This is a genomic window from Bdellovibrio sp. HCB-162 (assembly GCF_047344985.1).
GTDB lineage: Bacteria > Bdellovibrionota > Bdellovibrionia > Bdellovibrionales > Bdellovibrionaceae > Bdellovibrio.
The window spans coordinates 1378628-1392449 of sequence record NZ_CP178861.1; the positions used below are offsets into that span (position 1 = coordinate 1378628).

Genomic DNA, 13822 nt, shown 5'->3' on the forward strand with positions numbered 1-13822 from the left:
ATCCCTCGCAGCGCGTCTTCTTTGACACGACCTTAGTCTTAAGTTACGATTCCCCAATCAAATTGTAAGTATTGAAAAATCTTATTGATTTTAAAAAACTGATTGTCAGAACGACTGTCAAAACTGTTGGGGAATTGAAACTTTGAGTAAGCTTCTTTGTGCATTGTTAATCACTTCGTTAACTTCGACGGTTTGGGCGGCTCCAGCCAAAAAGAAAACCAACAAGAAAACTTCTTCTGTGCAAGCGGCGGCAGCTCCGGCTGTTTCTGGTTTGACGATTAAAAACATCGAAGTTTCCGGCAATCGTAAAATTGAAAAAGACGCGATTCTTACTAAGATCGTTTCAAAAGTGGGCGAGTCTTATTCTGCGCAACACATTCGTGAAGACGTTGAGGCGTTGTTTAAGCTGGGCTTTTTCAACGACATCGAAGTCGATCGTCAGGTCAGTGGCAAAGATGTCACTTTGACTTACAAAGTTTTGGAAAAGCCTTCGATTGTCGAAATCACTTACGAAGGTAATAGCGAAGTAAAATCCGATGACATCGCCGATGCCACGGGAATTAAAGCCTACCAGCTTCTCAATATGGCAAAAGTAAAAGAAGCCGTTGAGAAAGTTCAAAAGCTTTACGAAGACAAAGGTTTCTTCCTTGCGAAAGTGGAAGCTGAAGTCCAAATCATGAAAAAAGACGAGACAGTTCGTCTGGTGTTTAAAGTTCGTGAGAACGACAAAGTGAAAGTGAAAAAAATCACTTTCCTCGGTAACAAACACTTGGGCGATGCTCAATTGAAATCAAAAATGCTCACGCAAGAGGGCGGTTTCTTCTCAGGACTTTCAGGTTCAGGTCAGTACAAGCAAGAAATGTTTGAGCGTGACGTGCAGATCTTGCGCTTCCTTTACTGGAACCAAGGTTACGTGCAAGCCAAAGTCGATCGTCCGCAAGTGACGGTGACTCCGGATAAGAAAAACATCTACATCACCATCCGTATCGAGGAAGGTGAGCAGTACGACGTGGGCGACGTTGATTTCGCCGGCGACATCTTGTTCCCAAAACAAGAACTTTATGAAGCGATCAAGATCGACGACAACGGTGTCTTTGCTTACGATGTCTTGCAAAAAGATATCAGTGAGTTGACGGCGAAGTACGGTGACTTGGGTTATGCTTACGCCAACGTAATTCCGCGCACGGCTTTCAACGCCAAAGAGCGCAAAGTGAACCTGGTCTTTGAATTCGACAAGGGTTCCAAAGTTTACTTCGGTAAGATCAACATGGTTGGAAACTCCAAGACACGTGACAAAGTCATCCGTCGTGAGTTGAAAATCCACGAGGGTGAGCTTTACAACGAAACTCGTCGTCGTCAGTCGTTGGAAAACATCCAACGTCTTGGTTTCTTCGATGAAGTGAATTTCAAAACTTCGATTGATCCTGAGCGCACGGAAGTCATGAACGTTGATATCTCTGTGAAAGAAAGAAACACAGGGCAGATTCAGTTGGGTGCGGGTTACGGAACGTCGCAAGGTTTCACTTTGCAAGGTTCTGTCAATCAAGCCAACTTCTTGGGTAAGGGACAAAACTTAGGTGCGTCTTTGAACTTAAGTAATACAGGAAGTTACTACAGTCTTTCTTTCACGGAGCCGTATTTCAACGACACTCTGTGGTCTGTGGGTGGAAGTATTTATCAAAGTGCCAACACAGGCCGTGTGGACTTCGATGAAAACCACAAAGGTGGCACAATCAGTTTGGGTCACCCTGTCGCTGAGTTCACTCGTGGTTACTTGAAGTACAGATATGACGACACAGAACTTTCAACGAAGACAGATTCTGATGGCGTTGTGACGGATCCAGACTTGTTCCCGTTGAAGTCCGCTTCCGGTATCACAAGTTCTTTGACCGCAACTCTTGAATATGACACTCGTAACGACCGTCAAATGCCGAGCAAAGGTATTTATACGATGGGTGCGTTTGAGTACGCGGGTCTAGGTGGAGATCTGAAATATACTCGCGGAAATGCCTCATTCCGTTATTACAAAAATATCTTCTGGGACGTAGTGTGGAGAAATAACATCACTTACGCGCGTATCGATTCTTTGGAAGGCCAAGATGTTCCGTTCAGTGAATTGTACTTGCTCGGAGGCCCTTATTCTCTAAGGGGTTACCGCTCTTACCGTGTTGGTCGCATGAAGCTTTCGAATAAGATTAAGCAGAAGATTATCACTGATAATCCGGGCATTAGTGACGCGGAAGCCACAAAACGCGCGATGCGTTTTTACGGTGGTACTCAGCAGGCCATGTACCAGACTGAATTACAGTTCCCTTTGGTAAAAGAAGCTGGCATCATGGGAGCTGGATTCTTTGACATCGGTGCGGCGGATGACGTTCTTGAAGATAAGAACTTCTTTGCTGACGTGGGTTTTGGAATTCGTTGGTACTCTCCGATTGGGGTCTTGCGCTTTGAATGGGGCTTCCCATTAAACCGCGATCCTCTGTACCAGGACGCAACAGTGTTTGAGTTCTCAATCGGTCCGTCGTTTTAGTTTTAGACCTTTTAAGGAGGATTTTAAGAATGAAGAAAATGTTGATCGCGATGAGCATGCTTCTAGCAGCTTCTTTCGCACACGCAGAAGCTAAGGTTGGCTACGTAGACATGCAAAAAGCTATTCAATCAACTTCAGCTGGTAAAAAAGCAAAAGGTGAATTGGAAACTGAGTTCAACAAAAAGAAAAAAGAACTCGAGAAAAAAGAAGCTGACTTGAAAAAAATGGGCGAAGACTTGGAAAAGAAAAAGTCTGTTCTTTCTGAAGAAGCTCTTGGTAAAAAACAAGCTGAGTTCCAAGAAGAAATGCTTAAATACCGTGACGTAGTAGGTAAGAGCCAAATCGAAATCCAAAAGAAAGAGCGCGAATTGACAGCTCCGATCTTGGAAAAGATGAAAAAAGTGATCGCAAAACTTGCGAAAGACAAAGGCTACACAATGGTGATCGAAAATTCTCAAATGGTGCTTTATGCAACTCCAGATGCGGATTTAACTCAAGAAGTGATCACGGCCTACGAAAAAGAAAAGTAGTAATGAAATCAAAAGGGCCTCAAAAAGGCCCTTTTTTAGTTGGGTGTTCTTAAAAACGAAAAACACTCTGTTAGGTAAAAAATGGCAAATTATAAAATTCATCCAAGCAGTGTTATCTCTCCAGAAGTAGAAATCGCCGATGACGTTGAAATCGGTCCTTACTGCTTGATCCAAGGTAAAGTTAGAATCGGTAAAGGTACATACGTAGAAGGGCACGTCACTTTGGGATCTCGTCATGGGATTTTAGAAATCGGTGCAAACAATCATTTCTGCCCGGGTGCTGCGATCGGTGGAGCTCCTCAAGATATTTCGTACAAAGGCGAGCCGACAAGTTTGATTATTGGAAACAACAACACATTCCGTGAATTTACGACAGTGAACCTTGCAACAAGCAAGGGTGATAAAAAAACTGAAATCGGTGATAACTGTTATTTCATGGCGTACACGCACGTGGGGCATGATTGCAAACTTGGTAACAATGTTATCATGGCGAATAATACTCATTTGGGTGGTCACTGTGAAATTGCAGACGGCGTTTTCATCGGTGGTATGTCCGCTTTGAATCAGTTCACTAAAGTTGGGAAGATGGCGTTCATCGCTGGCAGCAGTATCGTGAACAAAGATGTTCTTCCGTTCTGCCGTGCTCAAGGAACTTACGCGACGATTCGTGCGACAAATAAAATCGGTCTTGCTCGTAAAGGCTTTGATCGCGCTGAAATTTCAAATGTGCATAAAGCCATTCGTATCATCATCATGGGTTCTCACACAGTTGAAGAAGGTATCGAGCGTATTAAACAAGAGTGCGCTATGAGTCCTAACATCGAATACTTTATCAACTTCATCAGAAGTTCAAAACGCGGTATTGCGGTAGATAGAAGCCCTAAAGGATGGCAAGACGATGAGTAAGAAATTACGTGGCGCCGTTGTTGGCGTGGGATACCTGGGTAACTTCCATGCGCAAAAATATAAAAACAATCCCCATGTTGAACTTGTGGGTGTGTGTGACCATTTTCCTGCGCAAGCAGATAAAATTGCAGCCGAGTTGGGAGTCAAAAGTTTCCACCGTCCTGCAGATCTTATCGGCAACGTGGATTTGGTGACGATTGCGGCAAGCACATTGAGCCACTTTGAATTGGCAAAAATGTTTTTGCAAAATGGCGTTCACGTGAATGTAGAAAAGCCGATCACAGCAACAGTGCCTCAAGCCGAAGAGCTTGTGGCTTTGGCTGAAAAAAATAATTTAAAATTGGCAGTGGGACATATCGAAAGATTCAATCCTTCTGTGAATGAGTTAAAAAAACATCTTAAAAATCCTCGCACGATTGAACTTGTTCGCATGGCGCCTTACAAAGCGCGCGGTGCGGATGTCAGCGTTCTTCATGATTTGATGATCCACGATATGGATCTTCTTTTCTGGCTTACGGGGAGTGAGATCGACACGATGGTGTGCTCGGGAACAAAACTTGTTTCCAAAGAACTTGATACAGCCTCTGTGTCTTTCAAAATGAAAAATGGAACTCACGGTATTATCAATGTCAGCCGTGTTTCTCCGACGACACAAAGATCTATCCGCGTGGCTCAAGATGATTGCACTTTGTTTGCGCAAACAGGAACTCACGAACTTGAAAAAGTGGAAGTGGGACCTGGTGGTGACGAGCTTGTGAAAGTCACAAAGTGGACAGTGGAAAAAGCAGATGCTCTGCAAAGAGAAACCGACGCTTTTATCGACTGCATCTTGAACGATAAAAAACCTGTCGTGACAGGACTTGATGGTTTGAAAGCTTTGAAAGCCATTGAAGACGTTCAAAGAATGATCGAGGGTTAATGTGGATCAAGTCTTGATTGTTGCGGCGGAAGCCTCCAGTGTCACATATGCGCAAAGAATTCTTGAGACCTGGAAAAAGCAGGGAAGAAACATCCATGCTTTTGGTGTCGGCAGTCAGGATATGGAAAACATCGGCTTTGAACGATTGGGCAAATCTGAAGAGATGGCTGTTGTAGGTGCTGCTGAAATCATCGCTCAATACAGTCATTTGAAGGGCGTTTTTGATAGCCTCGTTTCTGAAGCTGAAAAACGCCGCCCTAAAGTAGCCATCGTCATGGATTACCCTGAGTTCAACTTGATGCTTTCCAAAAAGCTTCACGCTTTGGGTATTCCGGTTGTTTATTATATTTCTCCGCAAGTCTGGGCATGGCGCAAAGGTCGTGTGAAGACGATTAAAAAATACTGCAAAAAAGTATTCGTTCTTTTTCCGTTTGAAGTTCCTTTCTATGAAGAGCACGGAGTTCCGTGTGAATTCGTAGGGCATCCTCTTTTGGATGAATTGGATGATCGTTTATTGAATGATCCGGGTTATCTAAAAACTCATCGCAATCAGTGCGGTATTCGCGACGACGAAATTGTTTTGGGTTTGATGCCGGGAAGTCGTCGTTTGGAATTAAAGCAGCACTTCCAAATTCAATTGGACACGGCTCGCATTCTTTCTAAAAAGTTTCCGAATTTGAAAGTCGTTATTTTGACGGCACCAACATTTACGAAAGAAAAAATGTTGGAATATCTCGAGGACTTCCGTCTTCCTTATATTTTGCTCAAAGACGAACCTTTCCGCATGATTCACTTGGTGGATATGATGCTTGTAGCTTCGGGAACGGCGACTTTGCAGGTCGGTATTTTGAAAAAGCCGATGGTCATCATGTACAAGATGAAATGGCTCACAGGTGTTTTTGCAAAACTCTTTGTGCGTGGAACAAAATACTTCGGTCTTGTGAATTTGATTCTTGGAAAAGAAGCCGTGCCTGAAAGATTCCAGTCGGATGCAAATCCGGAGCTTTTGGCTTCGCTCTTAGAAAAATACATTGTCGATCCTCAATACAAAGCTCAAGTCGTGTCTGATTTGACTCAGCTTCGTCAGTATCTTGGCGATAAGGGAGCAACTCAACGTGTGGTGAAAGCCCTCGACGAGTTTTTCACGAAATGAAGTTTTACCTAAGACCCTTTTCATTCCTTTATGATTCAATCGTCGGAGTTAAAAACTCTTTGTACGACAGGGGAGTGATTGGGGCTTACAAGGCTCCGGTGCCTGTTGTGAGTATCGGAAACTTGACGGTGGGTGGAACGGGGAAAACTCCGATCACGGATTTCTGTTTAAAAAATCTAGTGGCTCAAGGAAAAAAAGTGGCGGTGATCAGCCGCTCTTATCGTGCTGACGCCTCGTCACCGGTTTTGGTGGATGTCGATCATCCGTTTGCGGCTCGATACTTTGGCGATGAGCCTGTGTTTTTAGCCCAAGCTAATCCTGAAGTGTCTGTTTTTGTAGGACCCAGCAAATGGCAGACAGCAGAGTATGCTGTTTCCCAAGATAAGTTTGATCTTTTGTTGGTGGATGATGGATTTCAACATCGCAAGCTTGCTCGTGATTTGAATATCGTTATCTTGGATGCCACGGAAAGCCTTGATAACTACGCCGTTGTTCCCGAGGGGCGTGCCCGTGAATCTTGGGCTGGCGTGCAAAGAGCGGATGTCTTGATTCTGACAAAATGCAATCTTGCGAAAGATGACGATCTGAAAGCTTTGGAAGAAAGACTTCCGAAGGATAAGGAAATCTTGTACTTCGGTTATGAGATTCGTCATTTTCGAAACGGCAAATCAGGGGAAATCAAGGCTTGCACTGAAATGCAGGGGCAAGAAATGTTCTTGGTTTCAGCGATTGCTCGTCCGGATGTGTTTGAGAAAATGATGCGTGAACTGGGTGAAGTCTCGAAGAAAAGCATTCATTATCGCGATCATCATCAATACACCGATCACGACAGCAAACATATTGAAGAGGAATTCCACAAGTCTCAGGCGAAGTATTTGGTTTCTACAGAAAAAGACTCTGTAAAGCTTCGTCATATTTTATCAAACCCGTCTCAACTCTGGAGTGCTTCTTTGGAAGTGGCCGAGCTTGGCAAGAAGGGACGTCTTAGTGAAATTATTGGTCAAGTTCTTCGTTAAAATCATGGTGTTTTTTAGCTCCTTGTTTCCGCGCACCTGGCTTCGTAAGTCAGGGGCTTGGGTCGGATTTTTATGGTTCGACGTCATGGGCTTTCGAAAAAAAATCGTGATGAACAATCTCGATATCGCTTTCCCAGAATGGAGCGAGGAACAAAAACACAAAGTGGGCCGAGAGTCCGTTTATCAACTTGGATACAACTTTGCGGAATTCTTTTTTATTCCGTCAGTGACTCCTCAGTGGTCTGACAAGAATGTGGTCTTTGAAGGCTGGGAAAATGTTGAGAAAGCGCGCGCGCTTGGCAAGGGAATGTTTTTCTTAAGCCTGCATTTAGGAAACGGGGACCTTGCCGCCAATACGATTGCGCAAAAAGGCCAAGAGATTTTTATTATCACCAAGCGTTTTAAAACTCAGTGGTTCAACGATTTGTGGTTTTCCGTGAGAGGTGCCAAAGGTGTGCAGTACATCGATGCTCATGGACCGAACAACGCTTTTGAAATTTTAAAGGCGCTTAAGAAGAACGCCGCTTTGGTTTTTGTGCTTGATCAGTACATGGGAAAACCTTACGGCATTGCGACCACGTTTTTTGGAAAACGAACGGGAACAGCCTATGGTCTAGCTCTGTTCGCACAAAAAACAAAATCACCGGTACTTCCAATCTACACGTATGAAGGAAATGATAAAAAACTTCATGTGGTGATTGAACCAGCTATGGACACTTTGAAGCACGTGACTGATGATAAAGATCAGACCATTTTGAACTTAACCCAATCCTTCAATGATAAGCTTGAAGAGATTGTGCGTAAGCACCCGGAACAATGGATGTGGGTGCATCGTCGGTGGAAGGACTTTTAGTGAAACGCTCGACTCTTCTTGGCACTTTCTTCTTTGCAGTATTTTTGGTGTCTTGCTCGACATCATTCCTTAAATATGAAAAAGCAGAGCAGCTTAAGAAGAACGAAGAGTTTGAAGAGGCCGTCAAAATCGTAAAGCCTTCAGAACCTGCTGAAGGAACCGCGGGAACAACTCCTGCTCCGGCGGAAACCCCGGCTCCTGTTGTTACGGCAAAAGAGACTGCGAAATCCGTAAGCAAAAAAACAGAAAAGACAGCAAAGCCTGCGGCCAAAGCTCCTGCTAAAACTGCAAAAAAATCTAAGGGTAAAGTAGAACCAAAAGCAGTGCCTGAGGTGACTCGTCGCCAACCCGACATTGAAGACGATGCGGGCTTTGAAGGACGTCGTCCGGTTGTTGATCCTTTCCGTGTTGGTGAAGAAGTCGTTCATGACGTTCATTATTTTAAAGTGTCTGCCGGAGAATTGCGTTTAAAGGTTGAACCGTTTTCAATGGTGAACAATCGCAAGTCCTACACATTTGCGATTGAAATCAGAACAAGCTCTTTGTTTTCGACTTTTTACAGTGTTGAAGACCGCGTTGAAACGTTTGTTGATTATGAAGACCTCGTTCCCCGCGTTTTCCAACTGCATGTAAAAGAGTCAGGTCAATTGCGTGAAGCGAAGATGCTCTTTGATGTTGAAAAGAACACCGCGACTTTCTGGGAAAAGAAAGTCACCAAGGATCATGGTGAAGAGGAAAAGAAGCAGCAGTGGGAAATCTTGCCTTACACGCAAAACGTTTATAGTGCTGCTTTCTACATGAGAAATTTCCAGTGGGAGCCAGGTAAAGAAATTGCGTTCCGAGTGGGCAACGATAACGAAAATTTGGTGTTTTCCGGGAAGGCTCTTCGCCGCGAAATTTTAGACACAAAACTTGGCCCCATGAAGGCCATTGTTATTCAGCCAAATATTGTTCTAAAAGGAAAGTTCAAGCCCATCGGTGACAATTTTATCTGGTTGTCAGATGACGATCGCAGATACATTTTGCGAATCGAATCGAAAATTAAAATCGGAACACTTGTTTCAGAAGTCGTTTCTATCAATCCCGGCAAACAATAAATCTCACCCAAATGGAGGAGGTCAAAGAAGGTAGTTTTTCTTTGACTAAAAATCCTCTGACCGTGAGAATTTCTCATCATGAGTAGTGAACATCGAGTTGGTATTTTTATTGTAGACGATCATGCAATCACCCGTGCCGCGCTGAGAGCTGAAATCGAAAAGTTTTCTGACAAGTTTTATGTCGTAGGGGAGGCGGGTAACGAGTCCTCTGCTCTTACACAAATTGCCGCTTTGAAGCCTGACATGGTTTTTTTGGATCATGCTTTGAAATCCTCTGATGGTTTGCGGATTCTCGAATATCTAAGAACTACTCCCGCCAAAGTTTTTGTTTTCACTCAAGTGACGGACCCGCATATTTTGCATTTCTATTGGAAGAACGGTGTTGTCGCTCTTGTGAGTAAAGCGTTGGAGTTGAGCGACTTGCAGGCGGCTTTGCACACGGTCAGTGCGGGTAAAAGATATCTTTCCCCTAATTTTGTGAACATCATTGAAGCCAATTACAAGAGTCTTTTAACAGCAAGAGAGATCGAAGTGATTCGACTTATTTCTAGCGGACGCTCCAATAAAGAAGTGGCCGATGTTCTTGGCTGCACAGATCACACGATCAAAACCCACAAAGCCAATATCATGGAGAAACTGGGTTTTAGCAGTACAGTGGAAGTCAGCGTGTGGGCGACTAAGAACGGGCTAATTTAATCCTACCGATTTCTTTTGGCGTCGTTAGCTAGGCGTTCGGCAGCGAGGGTTTCGATCTCTTTCGCCAAAAGAAGATTTTGCGAAAGCACGCGATAAAAATCATTTTGATGAATTTCTAAAAGGACTGAGTTTTGTTGGGTTGTCACCGTGGCCGTTCTTTGTCCGCCACTCATCAATAACGAAATTTCGCCAAAGGCAGAGCCTTGCCCAAGCACGTTGATATTTCTTCCGCGCTGACTGATGACCACGTTTCCTTGAATCAGGATATAACAGGTGTTGCCCGGTTGACCTTCTTGAAAAAGCATTTGATGGGCCGGAGCCTGGCAAAGTTTCCCCGTGAAAATCAAGCTGTCTAAGCTGTCGGTCGGAAGACCTTTAAAAAACGGAGAGGATTGCAGAGCCTGTAAAACCCAAAAGCGGTGCTGCAGGCTTTGCGCTTTTTCAGATTTAATTAACTGGTCAAACTCCGGCAAATGTTGAATGCGTAAAACTTCGGAAGGCAAAGTCGTAATTACGTCGGCAGAGCGCGGTTGATTTAATAAAAATCCACGCTCACCAAAAATAGATCCGCTTCCTAGAACAGAAACCATCTGGCGACGTTTGGCATCGAGCACTCGATAAATTGCGGCTTGTCCTTGCAGGATAATATACAAATCGCGATCCAGCATTCCTGATTGAGTTAAACGCATTTGCGCAGGAATTTGAAAGCGCTCGGCCTTTTGCAGAAGGTAATTTGCAAGCTGCGGTTCTAAAGAACGAAAAAAGGGAAGGTCACGCGGAAGAACTTTTGTTCCATGCAGAACTTTTTTATCAAAGGCGGAGTTTTGATATTTGATCTCTTGCGCCTCGGCCTTGTTGAAATACTCGCGAAAAGTAGGATTGGCGATAAGTCCTTCGACGACCAGGAACTGCAAAAGACTGTAGAGTTCACGAAAGCTGACAAGCCATCCTTGTCCCAGGAAAAACTTCACAAGGCCTTCAATGCTTCCAGAATTGCGAAGAACATCCAGATAGGAATATTGAAGAGAGCTCAAACGAAAACTTTTTCGAGTTTCCGAAATGGTCAAAGTTCCCCCGTCACCTTGGGGGCTCATTTGAAATCCTTGAAGCTGGACCTTTTCGCTTTCGATCTTCATCCGAAAACTTATCGGAAAAAAACAGGCTTAAGCTTACCGAACCAAGGTCGGGAAAGAGGAACTTAGACTCAGGAAAAGTAAGGGTTTGTCATACAATAGCCTTATGGCCATTACCGACTGCAGACATTTCTCAGGTTACAAACCTTGCAACAAAGGTGAAAAGTGTGACTCTTCCTGCGCAAGCATGGATGTGCCGACGATGTCTGTTTTGATCGTGCATCTGGGCGCTCTCGGGGCTGTTGTTCGGAGTACAAGTTTGCTCAAAGCTATTAAAAGAAAATACCCGCGCTCCATGGTGACATGGGTGACGGATGCTCCCGCTCATTATCTTCTAAAAAATCATCCCGCGATTGACCGAGTGTTGACGACTGCTGAAGCGGATCTGCTTCAGTTGGGAGCGTTGGAATTTGAAGTGGCCTTGGTCATTGATAAATCTCTGAAAGCCGTTGGAGTTTTAAAAAGAACAACGGTGGATCAAGTTTTCGGTTTTACAGCAAGTCCTCGCAATGGCGCGATCGTGCCCGCCACTCCGGCAGCAGAAGAGCTCTGGGAGCTGGGTCTTAATAATCAGAAAAAGTTTTTTGAGAATGAAAAGCCTGAAACGCAGCTGATGATTGAAGCATTAGAACTTGGCGAATATCAGCGTGACGATTATTGGTTGCCTCTGACAGAGAACGAAACTCGTGAGGCGACTTTACGTCACTATCAATGGCTCAGTGAAAGAAATAAAGAATTGATCATCGGTCTAAACACGGGTTGCAGTCCGGTGATTCCGTATAAGAAACTCACGGTGGACTATCATCGCATGATGATTGAAAGAATTCTTAAAGATTTTCCGAAAGCGGAGGTTGTGCTTTTGGGAGGCCCTGAGGACACGGACCGCAATGCCTTGATAGCGCAAGGTTTGCCCGTTATTTCATCACAAACAGAGTCGGGATTGCGAGACGGACTCATCAGTGTTGCCGCATGTGATGTGGTGATTACCGGAGACAGTCTTGGTATGCACATGGCGATCTCTCAACAAAAACAAGTGATCGCCTGGTTTGGTCCAACTTGTGCGCACGAGATCGATCTTTACGACAGAGGATTTAAGATCCTCACAAAAAGCCCGTGCAGTCCTTGCTGGAAGAGGACTTGTGAAAAAAACATTATGTGTTACGATCAAGTCTCGTTAGAGGAAATCGTTCATGCCCTTGAATCTTGTTGTGCAAACAGCCTTTCTGGGAGACTTACTGCTCTCCATTCCACTTCTGAAGAAGTGCCGGGAACTTTGGCCTCAACATAAGCTCGCTTTAGTCTGTCGCAAAGGTCTGGGTGATTTTTTTCTTAAAACTCATCTGGTCGATCAAGTCTTTGAAATCGAAAAAGGCAAATCCGAAACGTACGCTCAAATCCTGGAGCATCTTCGTTACGTGGAAGTTGATAATTTAATTTCTCCACATCAATCTTTGCGCACGGCTTTTTTCTGCGCGCAGGTGAAAGCCAAACACAAAATCAGTTTCCAAAAAGCTTGGAATTTTTTAGTTTTCTCTAAAAGAACTCAGCGCAATGTGCAATTGCCGGATGCAATGAGACAGTTAAGTCTTCTAGCGCCTGAAGATGCAAATTTGGCCAGTGATCTTGCTCAATACGTGACGGATGCCAAACCCTATACTCCGGATGCACAAGGCAAACTGCAAGCGCCACCGAAGTGGGCGTCCATGAGTCTTCGTCATCAAGTTTTAGAGCAAGAAGATATTTACAGATCTCTTCAGCAAAAGTTTGATCTTAAAGCCTTTGAAGAGGGGAGGGCCGTCTTGCTTTTCCCTGGCAGCGTATGGGCCACAAAGCGATGGACAGAAGAGGGATTTATTCGCACAGGTAAAGCTCTGCAAGCCAAAGGCTTTCAAATCTATGTGATGGGCGGACCTGGCGAAGAAGCTTTGGCTGAAAAAGTCGCTTCCGAGATTCCAGGATCACAGTCTCTTGCTGGAAAAACAAAGATCATCGAATCAGCTCAATTGATTGCAAGAGCGGCTTTATTGATTGGCAACGACAGTGCTTCAACACACTTAGCGGCTGTTTGCGAAACGCCGCTCATCGCTGTATTTGGTCCAACAATTCTAGAATTTGGTTATCGTCCGTGGTCCGCTGAAAGTTACGTCGTGCAAAGGGAAGGTCTTAAATGCCGTCCTTGTGGCAAGCACGGCCACAAAGTGTGTCCTATTAAAACTCACGAGTGTATGAAGAGCATTTCTGCTGAAGAAGTTCTTCGCACCGCTGGATTTATTCTTAAGTAAGTTAGTATTCGTAATCGATCAGAGTGCGGAAGTATGCAGGCACACGAGCCTTAATGCTAATGCGCTTTTTAGAATGTGGATGCGTGAATTCAAGTTCCGCAGAATGCAGTCTTAAATCTTTAAAGTTCGTCGAAGGTTTGCCGTATTTGCTGTCGCCAACAAGAGGATGTCCTTCACCAGAAAAGTGAACACGGATTTGATTCTTTTTGCCAGTCACTAAGTTCACTTTCACCAGACTGAACTTATCAGTCTCTTTTAAGACTTCATATTCCGTGATTGCCAATTTTCCGTCATCGGAGGTTTTGCTGGAGTGAACCACGTAATCTTCATCTTCCGTCAGATAACTTTGAATTGTGCCTGATTTTTTCGCCATGTGACCATGAACGATGGCATAGTAGGTTTTCTTCGTTTCTTTCCAATTGTTCTTTAAGTACTGCTGAACTTCTTCAGTCTTTGCAAAAATCAAAACTCCGGAAGTCGCTTGGTCAAGACGGTGAACCACGTAAACGCATTTTGTAGAACGGGGATTGCCTTTACGAATGTACTGATTCAAAACTCCATGAACGGTGAAATCCCTTTCCCACTTCGCAGCCACGGTGAGCATGCCAGGAGCTTTGTTTCCTACGATGACATCTAAATCCTCATGGAGAATTTCAAAGCCTTTGGGTTGATATTTTTTAGGGATCTTTTTCATGAAGTCCTTA

The 13822-nt window shown here is 44.3% G+C and carries 13 protein-coding genes; 11 read left to right on the forward strand and 2 right to left on the reverse strand.

Annotation, left to right across the window (positions count from 1 at the left end):
* Nucleotides 1-142: 142 nt before the first annotated feature.
* The 9 genes from bamA (at nt 143) to ACLSSO_RS06795 (ending at nt 9703) form a co-directional block, all read left to right on the forward strand.
* On the forward strand, nt 143-2533 hold the full coding sequence (gene bamA, locus ACLSSO_RS06755) for an outer membrane protein assembly factor BamA (RefSeq protein WP_413944454.1): 2391 nt from the start codon (nt 143-145) through the stop codon (nt 2531-2533).
* 29 nt (nt 2534-2562) lie between these two features.
* Nucleotides 2563-3063 carry an OmpH family outer membrane protein gene (locus ACLSSO_RS06760; protein ID WP_295904313.1) on the forward strand — a complete coding sequence of 167 codons (501 nt, stop codon included), beginning with the start codon at nt 2563-2565 and terminating at the stop codon, nt 3061-3063.
* Nucleotides 3064-3144: 81 nt separating this feature from the next.
* Nucleotides 3145-3969 (forward strand): acyl-ACP--UDP-N-acetylglucosamine O-acyltransferase, encoded by an 825-nt coding sequence (lpxA, locus tag ACLSSO_RS06765; protein ID WP_340591024.1) that lies wholly within the window; start codon nt 3145-3147, stop codon nt 3967-3969.
* A complete protein-coding gene (locus ACLSSO_RS06770; RefSeq protein ID WP_295904984.1) occupies nt 3962-4888 on the forward strand; it encodes a Gfo/Idh/MocA family protein in 927 nt (308 codons plus the stop codon). Before lpxA ends, ACLSSO_RS06770 begins: the two co-directional genes overlap by 8 nt.
* Nucleotide 4889: 1 nt before the next feature.
* Nucleotides 4890-6041 carry a lipid-A-disaccharide synthase gene (gene lpxB, locus ACLSSO_RS06775; RefSeq protein ID WP_295904982.1) on the forward strand — a complete coding sequence of 384 codons (1152 nt, stop codon included), beginning with the start codon at nt 4890-4892 and terminating at the stop codon, nt 6039-6041.
* The gene (gene lpxK, locus ACLSSO_RS06780) at nt 6038-7057 is read left to right on the forward strand and encodes a tetraacyldisaccharide 4'-kinase (RefSeq protein WP_413944455.1); all 1020 of its coding nucleotides are present in this window, start codon (nt 6038-6040) and stop codon (nt 7055-7057) included. The genes lpxB and lpxK overlap by 4 nt, the downstream gene beginning before the upstream one ends.
* Nucleotides 7029-7910, forward strand: a complete 882-nt coding sequence (locus tag ACLSSO_RS06785) for a lysophospholipid acyltransferase family protein (protein WP_295904978.1) — start codon at nt 7029-7031, stop codon at nt 7908-7910. The genes lpxK and ACLSSO_RS06785 overlap by 29 nt, the downstream gene beginning before the upstream one ends.
* Entirely contained in the window at nt 7910-9007 is a 1098-nt protein-coding gene (locus ACLSSO_RS06790) for a DUF3108 domain-containing protein (protein ID WP_413944456.1), read from the forward strand. The genes ACLSSO_RS06785 and ACLSSO_RS06790 overlap by 1 nt, the downstream gene beginning before the upstream one ends.
* A gap of 78 nt (nt 9008-9085) precedes the next feature.
* Nucleotides 9086-9703: a LuxR C-terminal-related transcriptional regulator gene (locus ACLSSO_RS06795; RefSeq protein ID WP_295904974.1), complete on the forward strand. Its 618-nt coding sequence runs from the start codon at nt 9086-9088 to the stop codon at nt 9701-9703.
* A gap of 2 nt (nt 9704-9705) precedes the next feature.
* Here the strand turns inward: ACLSSO_RS06795 and ACLSSO_RS06800 are convergent, their stop codons facing one another.
* Nucleotides 9706-10839, reverse strand: a complete 1134-nt coding sequence (locus ACLSSO_RS06800; protein ID WP_295904972.1) for a cyclic nucleotide-binding domain-containing protein — start codon at nt 10837-10839, stop codon at nt 9706-9708.
* Between the two features lie 85 nt (nt 10840-10924).
* Here ACLSSO_RS06800 and ACLSSO_RS06805 point away from each other — a divergent pair, with 85 nt between their 5' ends.
* Together ACLSSO_RS06805 and ACLSSO_RS06810 are read left to right on the forward strand one after the other, a co-directional pair.
* Nucleotides 10925-12124: a glycosyltransferase family 9 protein gene (locus ACLSSO_RS06805; protein WP_413944457.1), complete on the forward strand. Its 1200-nt coding sequence runs from the start codon at nt 10925-10927 to the stop codon at nt 12122-12124.
* Nucleotides 12027-13118: a glycosyltransferase family 9 protein gene (locus ACLSSO_RS06810; RefSeq protein ID WP_295904968.1), complete on the forward strand. Its 1092-nt coding sequence runs from the start codon at nt 12027-12029 to the stop codon at nt 13116-13118. Before ACLSSO_RS06805 ends, ACLSSO_RS06810 begins: the two co-directional genes overlap by 98 nt.
* 1 nt (nt 13119) lies before the next feature.
* On the opposite strand, the gene ACLSSO_RS06815 is transcribed toward ACLSSO_RS06810, so the two are convergent.
* Nucleotides 13120-13812 (reverse strand): RluA family pseudouridine synthase, encoded by a 693-nt coding sequence (locus ACLSSO_RS06815; RefSeq protein ID WP_413944458.1) that lies wholly within the window; start codon nt 13810-13812, stop codon nt 13120-13122.
* Nucleotides 13813-13822: the final 10 nt, after the last annotated feature.

Bases quoted from the DNA above. Each gene is read 5' to 3' on its own strand.
- ACLSSO_RS06760 (WP_295904313.1), top strand. From the start codon at position 2,563: ATGAAGAAAATGTTGATCGCGATGAGCATGCTTCTAGCAGCTTCTTTC.
- lpxA (WP_340591024.1), top strand. From the start codon at position 3,145: ATGGCAAATTATAAAATTCATCCAAGCAGTGTTATCTCTCCAGAAGTA.
- ACLSSO_RS06770 (WP_295904984.1), top strand. From the start codon at position 3,962: ATGAGTAAGAAATTACGTGGCGCCGTTGTTGGCGTGGGATACCTGGGT.
- lpxK (WP_413944455.1), top strand. From the start codon at position 6,038: ATGAAGTTTTACCTAAGACCCTTTTCATTCCTTTATGATTCAATCGTC.
- ACLSSO_RS06795 (WP_295904974.1), top strand. From the start codon at position 9,086: ATGAGTAGTGAACATCGAGTTGGTATTTTTATTGTAGACGATCATGCA.
- ACLSSO_RS06800 (WP_295904972.1), bottom strand. From the start codon at position 10,839: ATGAAGATCGAAAGCGAAAAGGTCCAGCTTCAAGGATTTCAAATGAGC.
- ACLSSO_RS06810 (WP_295904968.1), top strand. From the start codon at position 12,027: ATGCCCTTGAATCTTGTTGTGCAAACAGCCTTTCTGGGAGACTTACTG.
- ACLSSO_RS06815 (WP_413944458.1), bottom strand. From the start codon at position 13,812: ATGAAAAAGATCCCTAAAAAATATCAACCCAAAGGCTTTGAAATTCTC.